Raw genomic sequence first — 23,205 nt, forward strand, 5'->3', positions numbered from 1 at the left:
TTCCTTACACAAAGCGCGCGACGCACTGGCCGAGCGTGCGGTGGCCGTCGCCGAGTATCATTTCGAAGGTGTCGCCCTTTACCGCGGGCGCGAGCGGGACGAGGCTGCCCGACAGGATGATGTCGCCGGCATCGAGCGTGACGCCGTGCGCGCCGAGCGTGTTGGCGAGCCAGGCGACCGCCTGCGCCGGATCGCCCTGCACCGCATGGCCATAGCCCTCGGACAGCGGCGCGCCGTTCTTCGCCACCGCGACATGCAGGCCCGGCAGGTCGAGCCCGCGCGGGTCGCGCCGTGCTTCGCCCAGCACGAACACCCCGCATGAGGCATTGTCGGCGACGGTGTCGACGATGCCGATCCGCCAGTCGTCGATGCGGCTGTCGACGATCTCGAAGCAGGGCGCGACCGCTTCGGTCGCGGCGATCACATCGACGGCGGTGACGCCGGGGCCTTGCAGCGGCGCTTTCAGGATGAAGGCGATCTCCGCCTCGGCGCGCGGGGCGATCAGCCGGTGCGCGTCGATGTCGATATCGCCCGCGACGTGCATCGCATCGGTCAGGAAGCCGAAGTCGGGTTGATGGACGCCCAGCATCTCCTGCACCGCCTTCGACGTGACGCCGATCTTCTTGCCGACGACGCGCTCGCCCTCCGCGGTGCGGCGCGCGAGGAAGGCGAGGCTGATCGCATAGGCGTCGTCGATCGTCAGCGCCGGATCGCGCTCGCTGAGCGGTGCGAGCGTACGGCGATCACGCAGCGCGGCGAACAGCTCGGCGCCATGGGCGGCGACATCAGTCACGCAGGAACGCCAGCGCATAAAGGTTGAATTCCTCGGTGCGCTCGACCTGCACCCAGTGGCCGACCTTGTTGAAGGTCATGAAGCGCGCATCGGGGCAGGCATCGAGGAAGCGCTGCGCGCCCGAGGCGGGGCAAAATTCGTCGTTGAGGCCCCAGAAGCCGAGGATCGGCATCGGCAGTTCGCCGAGCCGCGGCGCCAGATTGGGGGTGCGCATCCGTGCGAGCACGTCCTTGGGCTGAGTGCGCGCGACCGCATAGCGTTCGGCGACCAGTTCGTCGGTGATGACCGATGCATCGTAGACGAGGTTGGAGACGAGCTTCTTCTGATCCTCGACGGTGAAATCGGGGCTGGTGAAATCGCCGACCATCTTGGCGATGCCGGGCATCGCGAAATAGACGGGCAGTTCCTCGATGCAGCCCGGCGCCATCAGCACCAGCTTGGTCGCAAAGCCCGGATGGTCGAGCGCCATCTGCACCGCGACCCCGCCGCCCAGCGAATTGCCGACCAGCACCGCCTCGGCCACGCCCGCCTGTTTCAGTGCGTCGAACAAGGTGTCGGTGAAAAGGGCGAGCGTATAGTCGATCCCCTCGGGCTTCGACGACGCGCCATAGCCGATCATGTCGGGCAGCAGCACGCGGTAGCCCGCGTCCGCGAAGGCCGCGACATTCTGCTTGAAATTCGACAGCCCCGACGCGCCGGGGCCGCTGCCGTGAATGAACACGACCGCCGGACCCGCGCCCGTTTCGGTGATCGCGATGTCATAGCCGCCCGCGACGCGATAGGTCGTTTCCTTGAACTCTCCCATGGTCGTTTCCTTTTACATGAAGGTGAAGGCCGGCGGCTCGCCGAGCTGCGTCATCACGACGTCGGCGGCGCGGTTGCCCGGATCGTTCGCGACGTGCGCGCGCGCCGCGTTGAGATCGAGCCACGGCTGGATGATTGCGCTCGACATATAGATGGCGCGGCCGCCGAGAAGCTGGACCATGCCGTCGACCAGCGCGGCGAGCCGCCGCACGACGGTCGAGGACTGATAGGCATAGAGTGCGCGTTCCTCGAGCGTGATCGGCTCGCCCTTTTCGGATTTAGTCATCAGCGTGTCGAAGGTCGCCTGATGGGTCAGTTCCATTTCGAGGATCTGCGCATGGGCCTTGGCGATCGCGCCGTGGAGCAGCGGGTCGGCCTTCGACGCCTTGCCGGTGTTGGTCGAGACGCGGCTCTGCATGATCTCCATCGCGGCGTTCACCGCGGCGCGGGCGCCGCCGAACGCCGCGGTGGACACCGAGCGCACGAAGACCTGCGCCCAAGGCAGGCGATAGAGCGAGCCATCATTCTCGGTCTGGCCGGGATTCGCGCAAGCGAAGCCATCGGCCGCGCGGTGGGTGCGATGCTCCGGAACGAAGACGCGCTCGACGAGGATGTCGAAGCTGCCGGTGCCCTGGAGCCCGAACACATCCCACGTCCCCTCGATGACCTGATAGTCGCCGCGCGGAAGCAGGAAGGTGCGCATGTCGGGCGGACCGCCGTCGGTGTCGAAATTGATCGCGCCGAGCAGCACCCAGCCGCAATGCGTCGATCCCGAGGAGAAGCCCCAGCGTCCCGAAAGGTAGAAGCCGCCCTCGACCTTCTCGACCTTGCCCACCGGCTGATAGGTCGAGGAGACGAGCATCTCGCCATCGTTGTCACCCCAGACGTCGCGCTGCGCTTCGTCGTGGAACAGCGCGAGTTCATAGGGGTGGCAGCCGAGCACGCCATAAATCCAGCCGGTCGACATGCAGCCTTCGGCAAGCGCTTTCTGCACCGCGAAGAAGACATTGGGGTGCATTTCATAGCCGCCCCAGCGCTTGGGCTGCAGGATGCGGAAGAAGCCCGCTTCCTTCATCTCGGCCACGGTCTCCGCCGGGACATTGCCGTCCAGCGTCGTCTGGCGCGCCCGGGCCTTCAGCGTCGGGATCATCGCGCGCGCGCGTTCGATCAGCTCCTCGGCGGCGGGCACGGCGGATTCGCCGGCTTGATTCAGGGCGGTGGCCATAAGCTCTCCTCGGGTGTTTCCTGCGCTTGCGGAAGGCGCATTCGCCATATCGTTTCTATATTCGTAGAGAATATTGCATTTCTCTACGCAAGCTGTCAATCGACTTTCTATGCAAAACGGCGTTGCGGAGCGTTTGACGGGCTGAGCCGCGTAGCGTGCCTCCACCTTCGATACGCAAAGCGTTGCTTGCCGTAGGGGTGGCTGCGTCCTGGGGGCGCTTCACCGGTGGAGTTGCTGCCGATATGAAATAACGGTTTGCGTATTTTTAAACGCATATTTTTACGTATCGCACTTGATAAGAGGTGAGTTCGCTTGTAGCTTGCGTTCAACTTGGTGCGCGGGATGCGCATGGGACTATAGGGGATGAGCGAATGGCGATCAGGTCACTGGCCTATGTCGTGGTCGATACGGTCGATATCGAAGCCTGGCGTGCCTATGGCGAGCGGGTACTGGGAATGCAGGCGGCCGATCATGACAGCGGGCTGCGGTTGCGCATGGACGAACGCCCGTTCCGCATGTTGATCCGCCAGAGCGACGGCGAGCGCTTCCATGCCGCGGGGCTCGTCTATCCCGACAAGGCCGCGTTCGATCGCGGCATCGCGGGATTGCGCGACGCGGGCGTGGCCATCGAGCCTGCCTCCGCCGAAGAGGCGAAGGACCGTCATGTCGTCGAGTTCGTCCGCTGCGCTGACCCGTCGGGCAACCGGCTGGAGATCGGCTGGGGCCGCGTCGTTGACGGCGACCCCTTCGTTTCGCCCGCGGGGGTTTCCGCCTTCGTCACGGGCGAGATGGGGATGGGGCATGTCGTCTTCCCGGCGACGAAGCTGGCCGAAACGCGCGGCTTCTATGTCGATCTGCTCGGCTTCGGCGACACCGACACGATGCGCGCCTATCTTCAGGGCGGCGGGCCCGACGATCCGGGTGTCGGCCTGCACTTCCTCCATTGCGACAATCCGCGCCATCACAGTGTCGCGCTTGCCGAATTTCCGGTGCCGAGCGGGCTTGTGCACATGATGGTCGAGGTGCCCGGCCTCGACGACGTCGGCCGCGCGCTCGATCGTGCGAAGGCGGCGAACGTCCATATATCGTCGAGCCTCGGCAAGCATATGAACGACAAGATGGTCAGCTTCTACATGCGCAGCCCCGGTGGCTTCGACATCGAATATGGCTTCGGCGGGATTCGGCCCGACTGGCAGAATTTCACCCCGACGATCAGCATCAGGGAAGATGAATGGGGTCATGAGTGGGATTTCGGCGGCTGACGCCGCGCCGGTCCTTCATCCCCCTTATCGGAGAGAATATCATGCCCAGCCACGAGGAAATGGTCCGCGCCGTCGAGCGCTATGTCGAGGCGTTCGCCAACAGCGATGCCGCCATGGCGGCCGAGCTCTATGCCGCCGACGCGACGGTCGAGGATCCGATCGGCACCCCGATCCATCGCGGCCGCGACGCGATCCATGCCTTCTACGCGATGTCGATGCAGGCGGGCGCCAAGCTTCGCCTCGATGGTCCGGTGCGCACCGGCGGCGACTATGCCGCCTTTGCCTTTACCGTGATCGTCGATTTCGGCGGGCCGAAAGAGATTGAGGTGATCGACACCTTCAAGTTCGACATCGAGGGCAAGGTGACCGAGATGCGCGCCTATTGGAGTCCTGCCAACATGCGCACGGTGGCGGGCTGAACGCTCATGCCGCTGCTGGCAGGAAAGGTTGCGTTCGTCACCGGCGGAGGCAGCGGTATCGGCCGCGCGACAGCGCTCGCCTTCGCTGCCGAGGGTGTCAGGGTTGCGGTCGGGGATCTGAATGCCGACAGCGCGGCGGAAACTGCGGCGCTGATCGGGGCGGCGGGCGGCGAGGCACGCCACGGAGCGCTCGATGTCACCGACGGCGCGGCGGTCGATGCTTTCGTCGATGCGCTGGTGGCGGAATGGGGAACGCTCGACTGCGCCTTCAACAATGCCGGTGTCGCGCTTGAGGGGATGGAGACGCCGTGGGGCGATCTCACTGCTTATGATCGCAGCATCGCGGTCAACCAGCGCGGGCTTTTGCTCTGCATGACCGCAGAACTGCGTCACATGGAAAAGGCCGGACGCGGGGCGATCGTCAACACCGCCTCGATTGCGGGGCTGTCGGGGGCGGGCGGTGCAGGCTATTGCGGGTCGAAGCATGCCGTTGTCGGGCTGACGCGCTCGGCGGCGCTACGCTATGCCGCGCAGGGCATCCGCATCAACGCGGTCTGTCCCGGCGCGATCCGCACCCCGATGGTCGAAGCGGTCGCGCAGGAAGAAGAGGCAGCGCGCTTCATCGCCGCGATGCACCCGATGAACCGAATCGGCGAAGCGCAGGAGGTCGCCGACGCGGTCGTCTTCCTCTGCTCGGACAAGGCAAGCTTCATCACCGGTCACCCGCTCGCGGTCGACGGCGGCTATCTGGCGCGGTAAGTCAAAACGCCCGCCTTCCAATTCACCCGTTCGCCCTGAGCCCGTCGAAGGGTCGTTCTTCTTGCGGCCCCAGAAAGGAAGAGCGGTGCTTCGACAGGCTCAGCACGAAGGGATTTTGAGAAGCGGCGCTGATTTGAGGGGGTTGCCCTAATCATTCACCCGCATCGCATGACGCGCGGCGCGCCAGCCGAAAGTCATCGCCGGACCCAGCGTTGCTCCGGCACCGGGATAGGTGCGGCCCATCGCCGCTGCCGACACATTGCCCACCGCATAGAGCCCGCCGAGCGGCTTACCCGCCGTATCGAGCACCTGTCCGTCGTCGTCGGTCTGGAGCCCGCCATTGGTGCCGAGATCGCATGGGTAAATGGGGATCGCATAGAAGGGTGCCTCGGCGATCGGCGCGAGCGTGGGGTTGGGCGTCACCGAAGCGTCTCCATAATGCCGGTCATAGGCCGACGCGCCGCGACCGAAATCGGGATCCTCGCCCTTTGCCGCATGGGTGTTGAAGCGTGCGACCTCGCCCGCGAACACCGCGGGGTCGACACCGATCTGCGCCGCGAGGGCCGTGAGATTGTCGGCCTTCTTCAAAATCTTGCGCATATTTTCGGGCAGGCGGTCGTCGGCCGAGGGTTTGCCCGCCATCATCGGCCCCAGCATATATTTGCCGCGATAACGCGCGTCGAACACGAACCACGACGGTACGGTCGGGGCCTCCGGTCGGTTGCACCGATGCATCTCCCCGCCCGCGACATGATAGGAGGCGGCCTCGTTCATATAGCGCCGCCCCGCCTGGTTGACGATGATCGAGGAGGGGAGGGCGCGCTCTACGAACAGGATGCGCGCGCGATCCTCGCCTTCGAGCAGGAAGCCCGGCCCCCACCAGGCCGAGTCCATGAGGTCGGTCGCCGCGCCGGCGCGCAGCCCGGCTTCGAGCCCGTCGCCGGTGTTGCTCGGCACCCCCGCGCTCCAGTCGGCCGAAGTCGGCTGGGGAAGATATTTGCGACGCAGAATCTCGTTGTGATCGAAGCCGCCGGTCGCGAGCACCACGCCCTTGCGCGCATGGATCTCGATACGCTGACCTTCCCGCTCGACGATCGCGCCGGTGATCCGGCCCTTTTCGATGATCAGATCGACCATCGGCGTGTTCAGCCAGATCGGCACGCCCTTGGCGTCGAGCGACAGCTTGAGCCGCCCGATCAGCGCGTTGCCGCCGGTCAGCCGCCGCGCGCGCTTGGTCTTGAAGCGCCAGGGCAGGTCGAACGCATAGGCCAGCATCAGCTTGAACAGCAGCGGCTTGGCGCCGGGGCTCATGGTCAGGAGCAGCTTCGCTTCCTCCATCGTCCAGGTGAAGCGGCCGAAGGTCAGCGTCTCGGTATGCGGCGGCTCCATCTGCCAGAAATCTTCGCCCAGCGTGTCGGCCATCAGCGGGATCGGATCGTGCGTCCGCCAGCCGTCGCGCGCGCCCGCGACGTCCATATGATAGTCGGAATAGGCATAGGCGGTGTAGCGGACGTCCGATCGTTCCTCGAGATAGCTCAGCATCCGCGTGGCGCTTGCGACATAGGTCTCGAGCTTCGATTCGGGCACGTCGCCGCCGATCAGCGCCTTGATGTAACCGAGCGCTTCGGCAGGATCGTCGGCGTGGCCCTTGGCGCGCGCATCGGCGCTGTTCGGAATCCAGATGCCGCCGCCCGACGTCGCCGAGGTTCCGCCGTACCGCGCGCTTTTCTCGACGACGAGCACATCGGCGCCGGCGTCGGCGGCGGTAAAGGCGGCGGTGAGCGCGCCCGCTCCCGAGCCGACGACCAATATATCGACTTCGTGACGTGCCACGCTGGTTGCTCCTCTGTCCCTTTGGCTCCGAAACCTGCTATTCACGACTTGTCATGCGTCATTATCTAATAATTGCGTTCTTGAAAAATCATTTTTCTACGCAAATGCATAATTTATATGGTTTCGGCTGACGGTGTTGACAGAAGGGTGGCGATGCGGTCTGTGAAAAGTCATGTCCGCGCGTTGCGGGCCTTTTGGGCGGAATGGGAGTGAAGGCGTTGCGAAGCGCGACCAAAGCCGGAAAAAGGACGCGGGGCAAGGCCGCGGGTGCTGGGCCCGACGCGGGGCCGTTCGCGCTCGACGAGGTCGACGAGCAGATCATTGCGGCGCTCCGCAAGAACGGCCGGATCGCCAACCGCGATATCGCACGCGACATGGAACTCAACGAGGCGACGGTGCGCACCCGCCTGCGCCGGCTCGAGGATGCGCGGATGGTGCGCGTCGTCGCGATGCGCGATCTTTCCGCCATGGGCTTCGGCTATCTGGCGCCGGTCGGCGTCCAGGTGAAGGGGCGGTCGGCCGGCGAGGTGGGCGCCGACATTGCCGAACTCGAGCGCGTCATCACCGTCAACGTTGCGATCGGCACCCACGATCTGGAGATACAGGTGGTGGCGGAAACGCTGGAGGAGATGCAGCAGCTCCTGACCCACGTCATCGCGAAGATCGATGGGGTGGAACGGATTTTCCCCAGTCTCGCGCTCAAGGTATTCAAATATAACCCGGAATGGGCTCCGCTATGACCAGGATCAGCCTCGACGAACTCGATCACAAGATCATCGAACGGCTGGGCCACGACGCGCGCGTGTCGAACCGCGAGATCGGCCGCGAGTTCGACCTGACCGAAGGCACGATCCGCTCGCGGCTCAAGCGGCTGCTCGACAATCGCGTGATCCGCGTCGCCGCGGTGACCAACGCCAATCGTTTGCGCAACCCCATCCTCGCCTATCTGTGGGTCGAGGCCGATACGGCGGCGGACATCGAAGACGTCGCCGAACGGCTCGCGAGCCTGCCCGAGATCGGTTTCGTCGCGACCACGCTCGGCCGTGCCGACGTGCTCGCGATGACATTGGTCGAAAACGGCAACGAACTGACCGATTTCCTGCACCAGACGATCGACAAGATTCCGGGTGTACGGCGCGTGCGCTACAGCCTGGGGCAGAATTTCATCAAGCACGACTATCGCTGGTGCGCGCTGGTCGATTGAGCGGGGTTCGATTGCGGAAAGTGCGCTGGCATGACCATTAAGGGGTGGGAGCGGACATTTCCCAACCTTCGTCATTCCCGCGAAAGCGGGAACCCAGAGCGTGCATCGGCTGACTCCACACTGGGTTCCCGCTTTCGCGGGAATGACGAAGCTATGAGACGTAGAACGTGACACATCGGTTATTTTTACGCCGCTACCCAGTTCGCCTTGATCCCGTCCTCCGCCAGCACGCCGTCGACGATCGCGCGCGGTTCCGATCGCGTATAGCAGATGCGCCAGCCGTCCGCGGTGCGGCGATAACGGTCGTGGTAGAAGCTCGCGAGCAAGCGGAAACCCCGCGTGCGCGGGTCGTAGGTCGCATAGCCGAGATTCCAGCGCGCTTTCGCTTCGTCGCCCGCGACCTCGATCTCTCCATTATGGCCCTGATGGACGTCGGTGATCGGCGTCGTCGCGGCCATTTGCGTGAAGATGCCGATCAGACCGTCGAGACCGAACTCGCCGAGCGGTGGGAAGTCGATGACCGCGTCTTCGGTGAAACAGGCGCGGAGCGCGTCGACGTCCTTCGCGTCGCAGGCGTTTAGGTAGCGCGCCTTCAGGCGGCGGATATCGCTTTCGGCCTCCAGCCGGGCGATGCGGGTTTCGAGATCAGTCATCGAGGCGGATTATCCTGGTTTCGGGGATGGGATGATCGGTCGCACCGGTCCAGCGCAGCAGCATTGTGCCCTGATGATGGCCGGCGGTGTCGATCCAGTTGCCGAAACCCGGATCGCGCGGGGCGACGATCAGGGTCAGCGTGCCGTCGTCGTTCAGCCGCGCGCCATGGCCGTTCACATGGATGCGATGGTAGCGGTAATCGAGCGATTCCATCCAGTAATTGTCGAGCTGGAAGTTCCAGAAGCTGCACTCCGGCACGCGCGTATCGATGCGCAAAGCCTCGCCTGGTTCGAGCTGCCACCAGCCGTGGAGATAGAAGATCGTCGGATCGCCCCCGGCGCGAAAGAAGCGCGTCTGGTCGACCGTCGCGAGCCGGTTCTTTTGTTCGGCACGAAAATCCTCGGTCCATTGCACGAAGGTGCGTGCCGTCCCCGCGACGAAGCCGGTGACGCGTTCGAGCGCGGCCTCCAGCTTGTCGGGCGACAGCGGCTCCGGATAGGCGGGGCCGTCGATCGCCTCGATCGTCACCGATGCCGGAATCTCGCTTGCGCGATCGAGGAAGGTCTGGCGGACGATGACCATCGAGCTGTCGTCGGCGAGCGGCAACCAGTTGCCCGGCACGCGCTCGCGGCTGACGATGATCTCGAACGATCCGTCGGGAGCGACCGCCATGTCGGTCGAATCGATCTCGCCGGTCGAGGCCATGGTGCCGTCGATCGCATAGCGGTTCGCCTTGGTGCCGAAGCTCAGGATCGGCACCGTGCCGCGCGTACCGCGGATGCGATAGGAGCGCGCGCCTGAAACGGCCGCGTTCATATAGATATTGTCGGGATTGTCGGCGCCGATCTTCGCCGTCTCGTGCGAGGCGGCATAGAAGCTCGGGAAATCGGGGTCGGCATGTTCGAGCTGCATGTCGAGCGCGATGCGCAGGAGCCGGGTGAGGTAGCGATAGCCCTCGGTGCGGTCGAGCGGGTTGGCGGCGGCCTCGGCGCCGGTGACGATCTCGCCCGCGGCTTCGAGCCGCCGGCAGAAGTCGCGCCAGACATCGGGGGAGAGCAGGCGGTCGTCGCTCATCTCAAGGCGCCATATATTGGCCGCCGTTGACGTCGAGCGTCGCGCCGGTGACCATTTTCGCATAATCGGACACGAAGAAGAGGACGCTTTTCGCGCATTCTTCCTCGGGCGGAATAACGCCGAGCGGGATGCGCGCGGTGATCCCGGCGACCAGCGCGTCGCGGTCGGCGCCGCCCGCGACCTCGCGGTCGACCCAGTCGTAAACGGGCTTGCCGCCGATCCAGCCCATGCGCGCTGCGTTGACGCGGACGTTCCAGCGGCCGAAATCCTGCGCCATGTGGCGGGTCATGGTGGTCAGCGCGCCCTTGGCGCTCGCATAGCCGCCCTCGCCGGGGAAAGGCGAGACCTGCGACATGGTCGCGACATTGACCACCGCGCCGCCGCCTGCCGCCTGCATCGCGGGCAGCACCGCCTGCGTCATCCTGAGGGCGCCGAGGCAGTTGACGTCGAATACCTTCGCCCAATCCTCGGGATCGGCCTGATCGACCGTAGTCCAGGCGCCGTGGATATAGGCGCTGTTGACGAGGCCGTCGATCGTGCCGAACGCTTGCGTCGCGGCGGCGGCGAGCGCGCGGCACTGGTCGGCATCGCCGACATCGACGGGCACCGCGATCGCTTCGCCACCTGCGGCGCGGATTTCGGCCGCGACCCCCTCGATGAAATCGGCGCTGCGCGCACCGAGCACGACCTTCGCGCCTTCGCGCGCCGCGATCCGCGCGAGTGCCTGTCCCATGCCGGGGCCGGCCCCGCTGACGACGACGACCTTCTTCTCAAGCAGCATGGGAAACCGTCTCTCCTGCGAATATGTCCTTGAGTTCCGGGGCGAGCGCATTGCCGACGACCGGGCAATGCGTGCCTGCGGGGCCGTACATGACGGCGACGCAGCGATTGCACGCGTTGCAGCCCGAAACCTTGCTTTCGCCCGTCCGCCAGCGCTCGATCATGTGTGGATCGTGGATCAGCGCGCGGGCGAGGGTGACGGCATCGAAGCCCGCGTCCAGCGCCGCCTGCGCCGCGACAAGCGACTGGACTCCGCCCAGATAGGCGAGCTTCATCGGGCTTGTGCCCAGCCCGGCCTTCAGCGCCAGCGCCTGCTCCATCAGGTAATTTTCGCGGAACGGCGGCAGCTTCGGAACGCTGCGCTTGAGGATGGCGAATTGCAGCCTGGCGAACCATCCGTCCTGCATCGCGGCGAGGTCGTCATAGGGCAGGGGGCTGCCAAACATCGCCCATGTACTTTCGATATTGCGCCCCGCCGACAGGACGAGCATGTCGGCGCCCGCTGCGTCCAGCGCGCGGGCGGTGACGATCGCGTCGTCGACCGTGGCCCCCTTGGGCACAGCGTCGGTCAGGTTGATCTTGGCGAGGATTGCGAGCCGTCCGCCGGTCGCATGTTTTACCGCGGCGAGCACCTCGGCGGGGAAGCGCATGCGGTTCTCGGGCGAGCCGCCATAAGCGTCGCGGCGCTTGTTGGAGAGCGGCGAGATGAACTGGTTGAGCAGATAGCCGTGCCCCATATGCACCTCGATCGCGTCGAAGCCCGCATCCTCGCAAAGCCGCGCCGCCGCGGCGAACTCCGCGCGCACCATGTCCATGTCGGCGCGGGTCATCGCGCGCTGGAAGAAGCGGCCCATCAGCACGCCCATCTTGTCGATCCCGCCGCTTGCCGACATCGCGCGCCGGGTCGAGAGGTCGGCGATCTGGCAGAAGCTGCCGCCGTGGGTGATCTGCGCCGAGGCCTTGGCGCCTTCTGCGTGGATCGCGTCGGTGACGGCGCGGTAATGCGGCAGGCTGTCGGCGCTCATCACCCCCTGGCCGGGCAGGGTGCGGCCGTCCTTCGACACCGCGACATAGGCGAGCGTGGTTAGCCCGATCCCGCCGCGCGCATAGGCCGCATGGAAATCGAGCAGCGCGCGGGTCGGCTTCATGTCCTTGCTCATCATCTCGTTCGCGCCCGAGCGGATGAAGCGATTGCGGAGCGTGAGCGGACCGATCGCGACGGGACTGAAAGGATCGCCGCTCATGCCGCGGGCTCGAGGTCGGCGGGCGCGTCCTTGGCCCAGAAATCCTGTTCGACGCGCTTCGCGATCCGCCAACCGTCGGATGTGCGGACAAGGTCGTCGAGATAGGTGCAGCCGACGAAGAACAACGCGTCGTTCGAGGATCGTGCCGGCCGCATCGGGTTGAACAGCATCGTGCGAGCGCTTGCGCGGTCGCCGTCGAGGCGGATCAGCGGCAACCCAATCAGATGCTGGGTCAGTGAAAAGGGAGCGAGCGCGGCCTCCAGCCAGGCCTTTATCGTCGGCCATTTTCCGGTTGCGCCGCCCGCCGCGCGATAGTCGACCGTTGCGCCCGGCAGAAAGACGGCGTCGAGCGCATCATAGTCCTTCGCATCGATTGCGAAAACATAGGCGGCGAGCAACTGCTGGATCGCAATGATATCGTCCGTTGCCCGCATCATTGCCGCCTCAATTCGGTGATATCGTCATGGCTGGCCGATGAGGCTTGCCGGGGCTCCGGGCAGGAAGGGCTGGTAATAGCCTGCCGACCATCCGCCATCGACCGCGAGTTCGGCGCCGCTGATATAGCTTGCTTCGTCCGATGCGATGAACAGGCTCGCGCGCGCGATCTCCTCGGGTTCGCCGATCCGCTGGAGCGGCACGCGCTCGTAGCCGATATTGACCGCGTCGCCGGTCAGCCCGGTCGGATTGCCCATCTGCGTGTTCACGCCACCCGGATGAACGGTGCAAACGCGGATACCGCGCGGCCCGAGCTCGAAGGCGAGCGACTTGGACAGGCCGCGCACGGCCCATTTGCTGGCGGTATAGGCCGACAGGCCGTTGCAGCCGCGCAGCCCGTCGACCGACGAGATGTTGACGATTACCCCGCGCCCCGCCGCGTCCATAGCGCGCGCGGCATGTTTGGCGCCGAGCATCGTCCCCATCACGTTGATCGCCAGCACGCGCTCGATATCCTCCGCCGTCATCGCCTCGATCGGGCTGAAATGAACGATCGCGGCGTTGTTGATAAGGATGTCGAGTTGGCCGAAGCGCTCGACCGTCTCGGCAACCACCGCTTCCCATTCGCGGTCCGATCGCACGTCGAGCTTGCGGAACATTGCGTCGTCGCCGATTTCGGCCGCGGTCGCCTGTCCGGCTTCCTCCAATATGTCGCACAGTACCACTTTCGCGCCCTCGGCCGCGAAAAGGCGCGCGGTCGCGGCGCCCATGCCTTGCGCCGCGCCGGTCACGATCGCGACCTTGCCTGCCAGTCTGCCCATGTCTTTTCCTCTGCTTTCGGTTGTCGCCGCTCAGGCGGTCTTCTGTTCGAACGGCGCCGACAGGGTGCCGCGGGTGACGTGGGTGCCGTTGACGCGCTTCTGGAATTCCTCGGCGCGCGCGCGCGGGTTGTAGAACTGGCGATACCAGATGCGCAGCTTGCCGATCGGCCCGTCGCCCTGCACCGCCATCGGATTGACGCACGGCTTCTTGTTCGACCAGATTTCGAAATCCTGCGAAAAGGCGGCGCAGGCCGCGGCCTGATAGGCGCGCGCCATCGCGATATCGTCTTCGGTCGGCTCGGCGTTCGGCACCTTGACCAGCAGCGCGTGCCACACCTTGACCACGCCGTCGTCGACCGGCGTATGCGTGATCAGGATGATCGACGGGAATTGGCCCGACATGCGCGACTGGAGGATGCCGGGGCCGGTATACCAGGTGTCGGTTTCGAGCGGAGCCTCACCCTGCAGCGTGCGGTGACCGGCGCGCAGGCGCTGGACGACGCGGTGGTCGTCGAAGTCGTTCTCGAACACATCGACCGCGTCATTGCCGTGGACGGGTTCGAAATGGGCGCGGTCGGCCATATTGTCGAGAATCTCGACCGGGTGGCTCGCCAGTTCGCCGAGCCGGTCGAGTTCCCATTTGACCCAATGTGGCTGATAATATTCCTCGAACGAGGGCAGCTCATATTCGGGCTCGAGTCCCTCGGGATCATGCCACATCCAGATGCAGCCCGCGCGCTCGATCACCGGCCAGCTTTCGAGCTTGGCCGCGGCGGGAATGCGCTGCGGCGAATAGGGGATCTGGTTGCAGCGCCCGTCGGGGCCGAAGCGCCAGCCATGATAGGGGCAGCGGATCGAATCGCCCTGCACATGCTCTTGGTCGCGGATGACGAAGCTTGTCGTGTTCTTCGCCAGATGCGCGCCCATGTGCGGGCAATAGGCGTCGACCAGATAGACCTGACCCGACTCGCCGCGATACAGGACGCGGTCGCGCCCGAAGAAGCGGACGGGAAGCGGGGTGGTGCCTTCGAGTTCGGCAGCGGCGGCGATCATGAACCAGCCGCGCGGAAAGACCTGGTCGCCCAGCCCATAATCTGCGGTTGTCGCCATGAAAAAGACCTCTCTTGATGCGTGTCCCATATTTAAATTTGCATTTTGCGTTGCAAAAATCGATTATATTATCGCATTTCGATGTTATATCGCACGAAAAATAACATCATGCAAGATCAGGGAGGGTGACCATGAGTGCAGAATCGCTGTTTCCCGCGGGCGCGGTGCTGATTTTCGGGGCGACGGGCGGCATCGGCGCCGCGATCGCGCGCGAATTCGCGAAAGTCGGCAGCGACGTCGCGATCGCATGGCGGTCGAAAGAAGAGGACGCGAAGGCCCTTGCCGGCGAGATCGAGGCGATGGGGCGCAAGGCGACCCTGCACCGCTGCGACGTCACCGACGAGGCCGCGCTGGCGGCGGCGATCGACGATGCGGTCGCGGCGCACGGCCGCGTCCATACGCTGCTGTGGGGCGCCGGACCGCTCGTTGCGCAGGTTCCGCTGACCGAGACGACGAGCGAGCAATGGCGCCGCGCGATCGACGTCGAGGTGCATGGCTTTTTCAACGCGGCACGCGCGATCATTTCGCACATGCGCACGGCGGGCGGCGGCTCGCTCGTCCATCTGGGGTCGGCGGGCGACCTGCGCTGGCCCGACCGCGACGGCCTGTCGGTCGCGCCCAAGGCGTCGAACGAGGCGCTGATCAAGGGCTTCGCGCGCGAGGAAGGAAAGCATGGCATCCGCGCCAATTCGATCCTGGTCGGGGTGATCGAGGCGGGCATGTTCCTGGAACTGTCGAAACAGGGCGTGTTCGACGAGGCGTGGACCAGGGAGGTCCACAAGAATCTCGCGCTCAAGCGCTGGGGACAACCCGAAGAAATCGGTCATGCCGCTGTCTTCCTCGCCTCGTCGAAAGCCGCCTATGTCACCGGGCAGCAGATTGCGGTCGCGGGCGGATACGGGGTGTGATCCGCCCGCGCGCATGTCAGGCCGCCGCCTCCATCAGCCCGAAGGCGTGCCGCAATCCCTTCGCGGCGGTGCCCACCGCGACATCGGCCTGCGGCAGCATCCCGAGCATCGAGGCAAAGCCGTGGATCACGCCGGGGGTCTGGCTGTGCGTCACCGCCACACCCTCGGCCGCGAGGCGTTCGGCATAGGCGTTGCCCTCGTCGCGCAGCGGATCATATTCGGCGGTGATCACGGTGGCGGAGGGCAGGCCGGCGAGGCTCGCCGCGCGGATCGGCGCGGCGAGCGGGCCGGGTTCTCCGCCGGCATCGCCAAGATATTGCGCCCAGAACCACTGCATCATCGCGCTCGACAGGAAATAGCCGGCGCCGTTCTCGACATAGGAAGCGCGGGTGAAGTCGTTGTCGATGACGGGATAGAAGAGCAGTTGGTGCGCGACGGCCGGGCCGCCTTCGTCGCGCAGCTTCAGACAGAGCGCGGCGGACAGGTTGCCGCCCGCGCTGTCGCCGCCGACCGCGATCCGCGCGGGGTCGATGCCGAGCGCGTCGGCCTGCGCCGCCGCTGCCACCAGCGCGGCGTGCATTGCGTCGAGCGCGACGGGATGGCGATGCTCGGGCGCGCGCGGATAGTCGAGCGACAGCACCGCGACCTCCGCCGCCGAGGCGAGCGCGCGGCACAGCGGATCGTGCGTCTCAATCGTCCCGAACACCCAGCCGCCGCCGTGCAGGAAGAAGAGGAGCGGGAGTTCGGTGCCGGGCGCGGGGTGATAGAGGCGCGCGGGGATGGGGCCGGCGGCGGTGTCGAGCGTCAGGTCGCGCACCTCGGCCACCTCGGCCCTGAACACAGGCATCGGCTGCTCGTCGGCAAGGCGGAGCGCGGCGACGTCGAACGGCGGGTTCATGTGCGGCAGGCCGCCTATCATGTCCAGCAGCGGCGCGAGCACGGGATCAATGGGCATGGCAATAGGCTCCTGTTTGTGGGATGGAACGGATGGAATTGAGGGAGCGGCAGTGACGGCGGACCGGACCAATGCGGCGTTTTCTGGCCTGCTGCTGGGCCTTTATGCCGGGCTGCTCGCCGAGACGCCGTGGGAGGATTTCCTGCGCGACCTCGCGCTTTATCTGGACGCCAGCTATGCGACGCTGATCCTGACGATGCCGGGGGCGAGCCGTCCCGGCGCGCTGGTCACCCCGGGGGGAGACCCCCAAACCGCAGAGGATTATATCGAAAGCTATTTCACCAGCGATCCCTTCAAGGGGCTGCCCGAGGGCAAGGTGACCGCCTTTGCCGATTTCGTGCAGGGTGATGCGCGGACGAGCGATTTCTGGCGCGATTTCCTCGAAGCGGCGGGCGGCGATCAGATATTGGGCGTCGACCTGCGCTTCGAAAGCGGGTTCGAGGCGCGCTTCCGGGTGACGCGCGACAGCAGTCGCAGCAATTTCGCCGTAGCCGAGCGCGAAGCGCTGCAGGAACTTGTCCCGCATCTGCGCGGCGCGCTCCGCTTGTTCGAGCGCTTGCAGGCGGCAGGCGCCGAGGACGGCGTCTATCGTGGCGTTGTCGAGCAGATGGGGGTCGCGGCGATCATTCTCGATCATGACGGCAAGCTGGTGCGTGCCAATGCGGTTGCCGAACGGCTGCTCGCCGAGGGCGACGGGCTGGCGCTCGCGGGCGGGCGGCTGCGCCTTACGGCCAGCGATGCACACCGCGCGCTCGACAAGCTGCTGCGGCTGCTGAAGGCCGAGAGCGACCCCGCCGCCGCGCCGCCGCAGCGCTTCCGCATCGAACGCCCCTCGGGCCGCCGCGACCTTGCCGTCGTGGCGAAGGCCGTCACGACCCCTGCCTTCATGCGCGGCGGCAAGGGCGCGGCGCTCGCGCTGTTCGTCAGCGATCCGGGGCAAGATGCGGCCCCCGATCCCGAGGCGATCCGCGACCTGTTTCAGCTCACGCGGATGGAGGCCATGCTCGCCGCGGCGCTGGCGGGCGGCGGGTCGCTGGTCGAGGCTGCCGACCGGCTGGGCATCGCGCACAATACGGCGCGTTCGCACCTGCGCTCGATCTTCGCGAAGACCGGTGCGCGGCGCCAGTCGCAACTCGTTCATCTGCTCCATGCGGGCATGACCTGAGCGAAACCATTCGTCGTTCTGCGTAGAAATATATTTGGAAAAATACGAATATCGTATATCATATCCCAAATAATCTGCATTATGCATAAGAGGTTTGGGATGGGAGAGACGGTCGAACAGGTGCCCGATCGCGCGACGCTGGTGGCGCGCGCCTGCGAGCAGACGGGGCTTTCGGATTTCGGCGACACCTGGTTTTTCGCCAATATCGACGCGCTGGTTCCGGCGCTGAACGGCGAAGCGCGCTTGAGCGAAGCGGGTGTCGGCAGCGCGTCGGCGATGATCGTCAATGGCCTGGTCAACCGCCTTCGCCATGTCGAACTGGTCAAGCGCCATCCCGAAATCCTCGACGAAAAGGTCGAGGTCGCGGCGGTGGTGGTCGGGCTGCCGCGCACCGGCAGCACGATGCTCCACCGGATGCTCGCCTCGGCGCCAGGGATGACCGGGACGCGCTGGTTCGAGACGCAGAATTACGCGCCCTTCCCGAACGAGACGCGCGGGGACCCCGAGCCGCGGCGCGCGGCAGCGCGCGGCTTTCTCGACTATATGCTCGCGACGATCCCCGACCTCATGTCGATCCATCCGATGAGCATCGACCAGCCCGACGAGGAGCTGATCATCCTCGGCCAGCTCTATTCGAGCACGATGATCGAGGGAACCTATCACGTCCCCGGCTATGCGCGCTGGCTGACCGAGAACGACCGCATTCAGTGCTACCGCGACCTGAAGCAGATCATCCAGTCGCTGCAATGGCAGGATCGCCGCCGCGGGGGCGCCAAATGGGTGCTCAAGACCCCCGGCCACCTGCTCGCGCTCGACGCGGTGATCGAGCTGTTTCCAGAGGCGAAGATCGTGATGACCCACCGCGACCCGGTGGCGACGGTGCCGAGCTATTGCAGCATGGAGCACAGCCTCTATCAGATGGTGTCCGACCGCGTCGATCCGGCGAGCGTTGCCGCTTTCTGGGTGCCGCGTCTTGCCGAACTGCTCGAACGCTTCATGGCGGTGCGCAGCCAGGTCGGGGGACAGAATTTCATCGACGTTCGCTACGCCGATCTGCTCAGCGATCCGATCGGCGAGGGCACGCGCGTGCTCGAAGCTGCGGGGGTTGAGGTAACGCCGGACGTTCGGGCGGGGATGGCCGAATGGGTCGAGGCCAACAAGCGCGAAGATCGCGCGCCGCATAAATATGCCCTTGAAGATTTCGGCTTGGTCCGCTCCGATGTCGAACAGCGTTTCGCGGCCTACCGAGCCGCCTTCCTGGAGAGGACATAAATTGTGACCGAAGCCGTCAATCTCGCCGCAATCGAGGAAATCCGGTTGCTCAAGGCGCGCTACCTGCGCGCGCTCGATACCAAGGATTGGGCTCTGTTGCGCAGCCTGCTGACCGACGACATGGTCGGCGATTTCCGCGAGATGCCGGGCGAGACGGACGAATCCCTGTTGACCACCGGCGCCGACGCCTTCGTGGCAGGAGTCGCCGCCGCGCTCGAGCACGCCACGACGGTCCATCATGTCCACAGCTTCGAGATTCGTTTCACCGGCGCGCGCGATGCCGAGGGCATATGGGCGATGGACGACCATTTCTGGGCGGGCGAAGGGAGCGACCTTGCCGGTCGCTCGCACCACGGCTTCGGCCATTATCACGACCGCTATCGCAAGGCGCGCGGGCGCTGGCTGATCGCCAGAACCCGGCTCAGCCGTATCCGCGTCGAGCGCGACTGACGCGCCCGCCGGCTCATTCGGGCATCGGCGGATAGCTGGCGAGGAAGCCCGCGTCGGCGATGATTTCCTGCCCGTTGATCCCGCCCGAGCGCGGGCTCGCGAGAAACAGCGCGAGTTCGGCGATATGCTGCGGCAGCAGCAAGCCATCGGCGCCGGGAAGCGCGAGCGCGTCGGCGGGCTGGAGCGGCGCCTGATCGGTCACGCCGAGGATCGCGGTCGCGACCGGCCCCGGACAGATCGCATTGACCCGCAGCCCGCGCCGCGCAAAGCTTTGCGAGGCCGAGCGCACCGCGCCGATGACGCCATGCTTGGCGGCGCTATAGGCCGCGGCGACGTTGAGCCCGATGATCCCCGAGGTCGAGGCCGTGACCACCGCCGCGCCGCCGCGTTCGAGCGCGGGCAGCACCGCCTGCAGGCCCAACCACGCGCCCTTGAGGTTGATCGCGATCATGCTGTCGAGCGTCGCGGCATCGGTGTCCTCGAACACGGTCTGCGCATAGGCGCCGGCGTTGAGGAATGCGGCGTCGAGCCGGCCGAATTCCTGCCGGGCGGCAGCGACCATCGCGTCATTGTCCGCCGCCTTGGCGACGTCGCAGCGGACCGCGCGGGCGCGGCCGCCAGCGGCGCGGACCTGATCGGCGATCGCTTCGGCGCCGGTCTCGTTGAGGTCGGCGATGACCACCGCGGCGCCCTCCTGGGCAAAGCGCAGCGCCGCTGCGACCCCGATTCCCGAAGCGCCGCCGGTGACCAGTGCGACCTTGCCTTCGAACATGCCCATCGCAATTCCTCTTCCTGCCGATTGTCGCGCCTTGCCTAGCATCGGCGGCGCGGCGCGAATTGATCCAATTGGACGAGGAGGGCGATCGGCCCGCCGCCCTATGCACAGCCGAAAGCAGATGGCGGAGAGGGTCGACGGGCATGAAATTCTCGATCATTTACGAAGCGCAGATGGTGGACACGTCGCGCGCGAACGAGGCGCGCTGTTTCCACGAGATCGTCGAGCAGGCGGTGCTTGCCGAGGAGATGGGCTTCGACACCGTATGGGCGGTGGAGCATACCGCGCTCACCCAATATGCGCATATGTCGGCGCCCGAGACCTTCCTTGCCTTTCTCGCCGGCAAGACGACGCGGCTCGGCATCGGCCATGGCGTCGTTTGCCTGCCGCCTGCGATGAACCACCCCGTCAAGGTCGCCGAGCGCATCGCGACGCTCGACATATTGTCGAACGGGCGGGTCCATTTCGGCATGGGCAAGGGCGGGACCCAGCAGGAAGCGGGCACCTTCGGCTACGACCTCGGCGCGCTCCAGCCGATGATCGACGAGAGCATGTATCTGATCCCCAAGATCATGGTGCAGGACGAGATCGAGCACGACGGCGAACATATCCGGATCCCGCGCCGCCCGATCCATCCCAAACCCTATCAGGATCCGCACCCGCCGCTCTATATGGCGTGCACCCGCGCCGATGCGCTGACCACCGCCGGCGCGCGCGGCATCGGCGCGCTGGTCCTCGGCTTTGCGGGACCCGACGACATCGCGAGCAAGAATGCGATCTATCGCGCCGCCTGGGCAAATCGCAAGACCGAGGACCAGGTCGGATTCCGCCCGACCGAGCATCTCGCCGCGCTCTGCCCCGCGCTGGTGCTGGACGACCGCGAGAAGGCTCGGCGCATCGGGCTGCGCGGCCAGCGCTTCTTCGTTGAATCGCTCGGCTACTGGTATCAGGGCGGCCCCAAGCCGACCGTCGAGAATCTGTCGGGCGACGAACAGGCCGCCATCCTCCAGCAGGAGAAGGCGGCGGTCGTCGCCTATCTCTCCGAAGAGAAGATCACCATCGGTTCCGAGCATACCGGCGCCTATGAGGAGGTGCAGGACGCTTATGGCACTGCGGAGGATTGCATTCGCTATGTCCAGCGTCTGTTCGATGCGGGGGCGGACGAGATTCTTTTCCTCTTCCAGATGGGCGCGGTGCCGCACGAGGCGATCCTCGAGACGATCCGCAATATCGGCACGCATGTGATCCCGCATTTCAAGGCGCAGGCCGCAGAGGCGGCGGAATAGGAGAGCCGCGATGCGGGCGATGATCATCGAGGGCTTTGGCGGTGCCGACATGCTGCACTGGGGCGAGTTGCCGATGCCTCAGCCGGGGCCGGGCGAGGTGCTGGTGCGGGTCGCCTGCGCCGGGGTCAACCCAGCCGACTGGAAGACGCGTGAGGGCAAGCTGTCGGCCTATATTCAATATCATTTCCCCTTCGTGCTCGGTTTCGATCTCGCGGGTATCGTCGAAGCGGTCGGCGAAGGCGTCGAAACCTTCCGGCCCGGCGACCGCGTCTTCGGCATGTCGCGGCAAGGGCAGGGGCTTGATGGGGCCTACGCCGAATACTGCCTTGCCGACGCCGCATTTCTCGCACCCTTGCCGTCCGGGTGGAGCTTCGCGCAGGCGGCGGCGCTGCCCGTCGCGGGGACGACCGCCTATGGCGGGATCGTCGATGCCGGAGCTTTGCGCGAGGGGCAGCAACTGCTGATCAACGGCGGCGCGGGCGGGGTCGGCAGTATTGGCATCCAGATCGCAAAAGCCCTGGGCGCGCGCGTCGCGGTGACCTGCGGCGCCGACAATCAGGCCTATGTCCGAGGTCTCGGTGCCGAACTGGCGATCGACTATCGCGGCGGCGGTGTGGTGGAAGCAGTCCGCCAATGGGCGCCGGACGGCGTCGATCTGGTGCTCGACGCGGTCGGGCTCGATACGCTGCTTCCCTCGGCGCTCGACATCGTCGCGCCGGGCGGGCGCTATATCGAGATAGAGACGCTGATCTCGCGCGCCGCCGAGGACCTGGTCGCGCGCGCGGCTGCGCAGGATATCGCCATATTGTCGAATATGGTCGCGGTCGCGCGGCTCCCCGAGCATCTGAAAGGACTCGCCGCGCTGTGCGGCGCGGGGCAGGTGACGCCGCCGGCGATCGAGACGATGCCGCTGGGCGACGCGGCCGGAGCGCACCGCCGTGTCGAGGGGCAGCATGTCCGCGGCAAGATCATATTGGAGGTGGCCGCTCATGACGACTGGTGAACGGCGGCTCATCCACGCGATCGACGAGATCGTCGCGAAGCCGGGCGAGGGCAAGGCGCTGCTCGACGATTATCTCGCGCGCTATGTACCCGGCGCGCGGGCGGGCGGCATGGTGCTCGAGCAGATATTGGTCAGCCCGCCGATGTGGCTCGACGACCAGTCCAACACGCTGAGCTTCCGCTGGTCGATCACCGACACCGGCGGCTGGTGGCAGATGCGCTTCGTCGGCGGCAATGATCCCGAGGTTATCGCCTGGTGGGCCGAAGCGGATGCGCGCGCGGTCAGTCGCCGCCGTTTCTTCGCCGCCGAGCCCGCCGATATCGAGGGGCTTTGCAATGTTTAAGCTGACCCGCCTCGTTACGCTCGCCGATCCCGCGGCGCTCGATTCGCTCGCGGACGAGGCGCGCGTGCTCGCCGCCACGCACGGCGCCTGGCGCCGGCTCGTCGCGGCGACGCTGCCGGGCAGCCATTTCGGCGGCGACCTGATCGTGCACGGCGCGTTCGACAGCGCGGAGCAGCGCGACGCGTTCGGCGCAGTGCTGGCAACGCTGCTGGCCGGGGCGCCCGTCGCGTCGGTCGATGGCGCCGATTATCAAGGATCGCCCGACGGCAAGCGCGATCCCGACCTTGCAAACGGGGTCTATCGCGTCCTGCTGCTCAGCGTCGACGAAGGCAGCGATCCCGAGGTGGTCGCGCAGTTCGAGGCCGAAACGCGGATGATGCCGCATTATATCCCTGCGATCCGCAACTGGCAGCTCAGCCGTGCCGATGCCGCATTCGGCGAACGGCGTTGGACGCATGTCTGGGAGCAGGAATATCGCGACAGCGAAGGGTTGCTCGGTCCCTATATGCTGCACCCCTATCATTGGGCGCGGATCGACCGCTGGTTCGACCCGGAATGCCCCGACCGGATCGTCGATGCGCGGCTCTGCCACAGCTTCTGCACGCTTGAGGCTTCGGTCCTTTAAGGCGAT

26 protein-coding genes are annotated in these 23,205 nt (G+C 65.9%); 13 read left to right on the forward strand and 13 right to left on the reverse strand.

All coding sequences use genetic code 11. The features are described from left to right. Positions 1-4: 4 nt before the first annotated feature. The 3 genes from NP825_RS05885 to NP825_RS05895 are packed head-to-tail and all read right to left on the reverse strand — an operon-like array spanning position 5 to position 2,822. Positions 5-793 (reverse strand): fumarylacetoacetate hydrolase family protein, encoded by a 789-nt coding sequence (locus tag NP825_RS05885; RefSeq protein WP_257549327.1) that lies wholly within the window; start codon positions 791-793, stop codon positions 5-7. Further along, the gene (locus tag NP825_RS05890) at positions 786-1,598 is read right to left on the reverse strand and encodes an alpha/beta fold hydrolase (RefSeq protein WP_257549330.1); all 813 of its coding nucleotides are present in this window, start codon (positions 1,596-1,598) and stop codon (positions 786-788) included. Before NP825_RS05890 ends, NP825_RS05885 begins: the two co-directional genes overlap by 8 nt. Positions 1,599-1,610: 12 nt before the next feature. Next, a complete protein-coding gene (locus NP825_RS05895; protein ID WP_257549333.1) occupies positions 1,611-2,822 on the reverse strand; it encodes an acyl-CoA dehydrogenase family protein in 1,212 nt (403 codons plus the stop codon). A 371-nt stretch (positions 2,823-3,193) separates the two neighbouring features. Between NP825_RS05895 and NP825_RS05900 the strand changes: the two genes are divergently transcribed. Genes NP825_RS05900 through NP825_RS05910 form a run of 3 tightly spaced genes read left to right on the forward strand, consistent with a single transcriptional unit; the run spans position 3,194 to position 5,262 of the window. Beyond that, a complete protein-coding gene (locus NP825_RS05900; protein ID WP_257549335.1) occupies positions 3,194-4,084 on the forward strand; it encodes a VOC family protein in 891 nt (296 codons plus the stop codon). Between the two features lie 41 nt (positions 4,085-4,125). After that, positions 4,126-4,503 (forward strand): nuclear transport factor 2 family protein, encoded by a 378-nt coding sequence (locus tag NP825_RS05905; protein ID WP_257549337.1) that lies wholly within the window; start codon positions 4,126-4,128, stop codon positions 4,501-4,503. Between the two features lie 6 nt (positions 4,504-4,509). Continuing rightward, positions 4,510-5,262 carry a glucose 1-dehydrogenase gene (locus NP825_RS05910; RefSeq protein ID WP_257549339.1) on the forward strand — a complete coding sequence of 251 codons (753 nt, stop codon included), beginning with the start codon at positions 4,510-4,512 and terminating at the stop codon, positions 5,260-5,262. A gap of 147 nt (positions 5,263-5,409) precedes the next feature. Here NP825_RS05910 and NP825_RS05915 read toward each other — a convergent pair whose 3' ends face one another. Next, on the reverse strand, positions 5,410-7,095 hold the full coding sequence (locus tag NP825_RS05915) for an FAD-binding protein (protein WP_257549342.1): 1,686 nt from the start codon (positions 7,093-7,095) through the stop codon (positions 5,410-5,412). A gap of 218 nt (positions 7,096-7,313) precedes the next feature. On the opposite strand from NP825_RS05915, the gene NP825_RS05920 reads away from it, so the two are divergent. After that, positions 7,314-7,835 carry an Lrp/AsnC family transcriptional regulator gene (locus tag NP825_RS05920; protein WP_257549344.1) on the forward strand — a complete coding sequence of 174 codons (522 nt, stop codon included), beginning with the start codon at positions 7,314-7,316 and terminating at the stop codon, positions 7,833-7,835. Further along, positions 7,832-8,299, forward strand: coding sequence for an Lrp/AsnC family transcriptional regulator (locus NP825_RS05925; RefSeq protein WP_257549346.1), 468 nt, complete (start codon positions 7,832-7,834; stop codon positions 8,297-8,299). The genes NP825_RS05920 and NP825_RS05925 overlap by 4 nt, the downstream gene beginning before the upstream one ends. Positions 8,300-8,484: 185 nt before the next feature. Here NP825_RS05925 and NP825_RS05930 read toward each other — a convergent pair whose 3' ends face one another. Genes NP825_RS05930 through NP825_RS05960 form a run of 7 tightly spaced genes read right to left on the reverse strand, consistent with a single transcriptional unit; the run spans position 8,485 to position 14,417 of the window. Beyond that, a complete protein-coding gene (locus tag NP825_RS05930; protein WP_257549348.1) occupies positions 8,485-8,952 on the reverse strand; it encodes a nuclear transport factor 2 family protein in 468 nt (155 codons plus the stop codon). Beyond that, on the reverse strand, positions 8,945-10,027 hold the full coding sequence (locus NP825_RS05935) for a DUF1214 domain-containing protein (protein WP_257549350.1): 1,083 nt from the start codon (positions 10,025-10,027) through the stop codon (positions 8,945-8,947). The genes NP825_RS05930 and NP825_RS05935 overlap by 8 nt, the downstream gene beginning before the upstream one ends. A 1-nt stretch (position 10,028) precedes the next feature. Continuing rightward, a complete protein-coding gene (locus NP825_RS05940) occupies positions 10,029-10,808 on the reverse strand; it encodes an SDR family oxidoreductase (RefSeq protein WP_257549352.1) in 780 nt (259 codons plus the stop codon). Further along, positions 10,798-12,051, reverse strand: coding sequence for an NADH:flavin oxidoreductase (locus NP825_RS05945; RefSeq protein ID WP_257549354.1), 1,254 nt, complete (start codon positions 12,049-12,051; stop codon positions 10,798-10,800). Before NP825_RS05945 ends, NP825_RS05940 begins: the two co-directional genes overlap by 11 nt. Further along, positions 12,048-12,488: a nuclear transport factor 2 family protein gene (locus tag NP825_RS05950; RefSeq protein ID WP_257549356.1), complete on the reverse strand. Its 441-nt coding sequence runs from the start codon at positions 12,486-12,488 to the stop codon at positions 12,048-12,050. Before NP825_RS05950 ends, NP825_RS05945 begins: the two co-directional genes overlap by 4 nt. A 24-nt stretch (positions 12,489-12,512) precedes the next feature. Next, positions 12,513-13,307, reverse strand: coding sequence for an SDR family NAD(P)-dependent oxidoreductase (locus tag NP825_RS05955; RefSeq protein WP_257549357.1), 795 nt, complete (start codon positions 13,305-13,307; stop codon positions 12,513-12,515). Positions 13,308-13,337: 30 nt separating this feature from the next. Then, positions 13,338-14,417 (reverse strand): Rieske 2Fe-2S domain-containing protein, encoded by a 1,080-nt coding sequence (locus NP825_RS05960; RefSeq protein WP_257549358.1) that lies wholly within the window; start codon positions 14,415-14,417, stop codon positions 13,338-13,340. A 131-nt stretch (positions 14,418-14,548) separates the two neighbouring features. Between NP825_RS05960 and NP825_RS05965 the strand changes: the two genes are divergently transcribed. After that, positions 14,549-15,325 carry an SDR family NAD(P)-dependent oxidoreductase gene (locus NP825_RS05965; protein ID WP_257549359.1) on the forward strand — a complete coding sequence of 259 codons (777 nt, stop codon included), beginning with the start codon at positions 14,549-14,551 and terminating at the stop codon, positions 15,323-15,325. Between the two features lie 16 nt (positions 15,326-15,341). Here the strand turns inward: NP825_RS05965 and NP825_RS05970 are convergent, their stop codons facing one another. Further along, the gene (locus NP825_RS05970; RefSeq protein WP_257549360.1) at positions 15,342-16,280 is read right to left on the reverse strand and encodes an alpha/beta hydrolase; all 939 of its coding nucleotides are present in this window, start codon (positions 16,278-16,280) and stop codon (positions 15,342-15,344) included. 52 nt (positions 16,281-16,332) lie between these two features. On the opposite strand from NP825_RS05970, the gene NP825_RS05975 reads away from it, so the two are divergent. The 3 genes from NP825_RS05975 (at position 16,333) to NP825_RS05985 (ending at position 19,167) form a co-directional block, all read left to right on the forward strand. Then, positions 16,333-17,445 carry a helix-turn-helix transcriptional regulator gene (locus NP825_RS05975; protein ID WP_257549361.1) on the forward strand — a complete coding sequence of 371 codons (1,113 nt, stop codon included), beginning with the start codon at positions 16,333-16,335 and terminating at the stop codon, positions 17,443-17,445. Between the two features lie 99 nt (positions 17,446-17,544). Next, positions 17,545-18,717: a sulfotransferase gene (locus tag NP825_RS05980; RefSeq protein ID WP_257549362.1), complete on the forward strand. Its 1,173-nt coding sequence runs from the start codon at positions 17,545-17,547 to the stop codon at positions 18,715-18,717. A gap of 3 nt (positions 18,718-18,720) precedes the next feature. Further along, positions 18,721-19,167, forward strand: coding sequence for a nuclear transport factor 2 family protein (locus tag NP825_RS05985; protein ID WP_257549363.1), 447 nt, complete (start codon positions 18,721-18,723; stop codon positions 19,165-19,167). A gap of 13 nt (positions 19,168-19,180) precedes the next feature. On the opposite strand, the gene NP825_RS05990 is transcribed toward NP825_RS05985, so the two are convergent. Further along, positions 19,181-19,945 (reverse strand): SDR family NAD(P)-dependent oxidoreductase, encoded by a 765-nt coding sequence (locus NP825_RS05990; RefSeq protein WP_257549364.1) that lies wholly within the window; start codon positions 19,943-19,945, stop codon positions 19,181-19,183. A 140-nt stretch (positions 19,946-20,085) separates the two neighbouring features. On the opposite strand from NP825_RS05990, the gene NP825_RS05995 reads away from it, so the two are divergent. From NP825_RS05995 to NP825_RS06010, 4 genes are read left to right on the forward strand one after another with little or no spacing between them, the layout of a single operon-like run. Beyond that, positions 20,086-21,228, forward strand: a complete 1,143-nt coding sequence (locus tag NP825_RS05995) for an LLM class flavin-dependent oxidoreductase (protein ID WP_257549366.1) — start codon at positions 20,086-20,088, stop codon at positions 21,226-21,228. 10 nt (positions 21,229-21,238) lie between these two features. Continuing rightward, positions 21,239-22,231 carry an NADP-dependent oxidoreductase gene (locus NP825_RS06000; protein ID WP_257549368.1) on the forward strand — a complete coding sequence of 331 codons (993 nt, stop codon included), beginning with the start codon at positions 21,239-21,241 and terminating at the stop codon, positions 22,229-22,231. Further along, complete coding sequence (locus NP825_RS06005; RefSeq protein ID WP_257549370.1) at positions 22,218-22,574, forward strand: hypothetical protein; 357 nt, start codon at positions 22,218-22,220, stop codon at positions 22,572-22,574. The genes NP825_RS06000 and NP825_RS06005 overlap by 14 nt, the downstream gene beginning before the upstream one ends. After that, positions 22,567-23,199 (forward strand): Dabb family protein, encoded by a 633-nt coding sequence (locus NP825_RS06010; RefSeq protein ID WP_257549372.1) that lies wholly within the window; start codon positions 22,567-22,569, stop codon positions 23,197-23,199. Before NP825_RS06005 ends, NP825_RS06010 begins: the two co-directional genes overlap by 8 nt. Positions 23,200-23,205: the final 6 nt, after the last annotated feature.

Origin of the sequence: Sphingopyxis sp. DBS4 (genome assembly GCF_024628865.1) — a bacterium.
Lineage (GTDB): Bacteria > Pseudomonadota > Alphaproteobacteria > Sphingomonadales > Sphingomonadaceae > Sphingopyxis.

Excerpts from the sequence above, each read along its gene's own strand:
- NP825_RS05955 (WP_257549357.1), bottom strand. The coding sequence starts at position 13,307 with ATGGGCAGACTGGCAGGCAAGGTCGCGATCGTGACCGGCGCGGCGCAA.
- NP825_RS05945 (WP_257549354.1), bottom strand. The coding sequence starts at position 12,051 with ATGAGCGGCGATCCTTTCAGTCCCGTCGCGATCGGTCCGCTCACGCTC.
- NP825_RS05965 (WP_257549359.1), top strand. The coding sequence starts at position 14,549 with ATGAGTGCAGAATCGCTGTTTCCCGCGGGCGCGGTGCTGATTTTCGGG.
- NP825_RS05990 (WP_257549364.1), bottom strand. The coding sequence starts at position 19,945 with ATGGGCATGTTCGAAGGCAAGGTCGCACTGGTCACCGGCGGCGCTTCG.
- NP825_RS05940 (WP_257549352.1), bottom strand. The coding sequence starts at position 10,808 with ATGCTGCTTGAGAAGAAGGTCGTCGTCGTCAGCGGGGCCGGCCCCGGC.
- NP825_RS06000 (WP_257549368.1), top strand. The coding sequence starts at position 21,239 with ATGCGGGCGATGATCATCGAGGGCTTTGGCGGTGCCGACATGCTGCAC.
- NP825_RS05950 (WP_257549356.1), bottom strand. The coding sequence starts at position 12,488 with ATGATGCGGGCAACGGACGATATCATTGCGATCCAGCAGTTGCTCGCC.
- NP825_RS05910 (WP_257549339.1), top strand. The coding sequence starts at position 4,510 with ATGCCGCTGCTGGCAGGAAAGGTTGCGTTCGTCACCGGCGGAGGCAGC.
- NP825_RS05900 (WP_257549335.1), top strand. The coding sequence starts at position 3,194 with ATGGCGATCAGGTCACTGGCCTATGTCGTGGTCGATACGGTCGATATC.
- NP825_RS05905 (WP_257549337.1), top strand. The coding sequence starts at position 4,126 with ATGCCCAGCCACGAGGAAATGGTCCGCGCCGTCGAGCGCTATGTCGAG.
- NP825_RS06010 (WP_257549372.1), top strand. The coding sequence starts at position 22,567 with ATGTTTAAGCTGACCCGCCTCGTTACGCTCGCCGATCCCGCGGCGCTC.
- NP825_RS05895 (WP_257549333.1), bottom strand. The coding sequence starts at position 2,822 with ATGGCCACCGCCCTGAATCAAGCCGGCGAATCCGCCGTGCCCGCCGCC.
- NP825_RS05960 (WP_257549358.1), bottom strand. The coding sequence starts at position 14,417 with ATGGCGACAACCGCAGATTATGGGCTGGGCGACCAGGTCTTTCCGCGC.
- NP825_RS05930 (WP_257549348.1), bottom strand. The coding sequence starts at position 8,952 with ATGACTGATCTCGAAACCCGCATCGCCCGGCTGGAGGCCGAAAGCGAT.
- NP825_RS05890 (WP_257549330.1), bottom strand. The coding sequence starts at position 1,598 with ATGGGAGAGTTCAAGGAAACGACCTATCGCGTCGCGGGCGGCTATGAC.
- NP825_RS06005 (WP_257549370.1), top strand. The coding sequence starts at position 22,218 with ATGACGACTGGTGAACGGCGGCTCATCCACGCGATCGACGAGATCGTC.
- NP825_RS05970 (WP_257549360.1), bottom strand. The coding sequence starts at position 16,280 with ATGCCCATTGATCCCGTGCTCGCGCCGCTGCTGGACATGATAGGCGGC.
- NP825_RS05925 (WP_257549346.1), top strand. The coding sequence starts at position 7,832 with ATGACCAGGATCAGCCTCGACGAACTCGATCACAAGATCATCGAACGG.
- NP825_RS05995 (WP_257549366.1), top strand. The coding sequence starts at position 20,086 with ATGAAATTCTCGATCATTTACGAAGCGCAGATGGTGGACACGTCGCGC.
- NP825_RS05935 (WP_257549350.1), bottom strand. The coding sequence starts at position 10,027 with ATGAGCGACGACCGCCTGCTCTCCCCCGATGTCTGGCGCGACTTCTGC.
- NP825_RS05980 (WP_257549362.1), top strand. The coding sequence starts at position 17,545 with ATGGGAGAGACGGTCGAACAGGTGCCCGATCGCGCGACGCTGGTGGCG.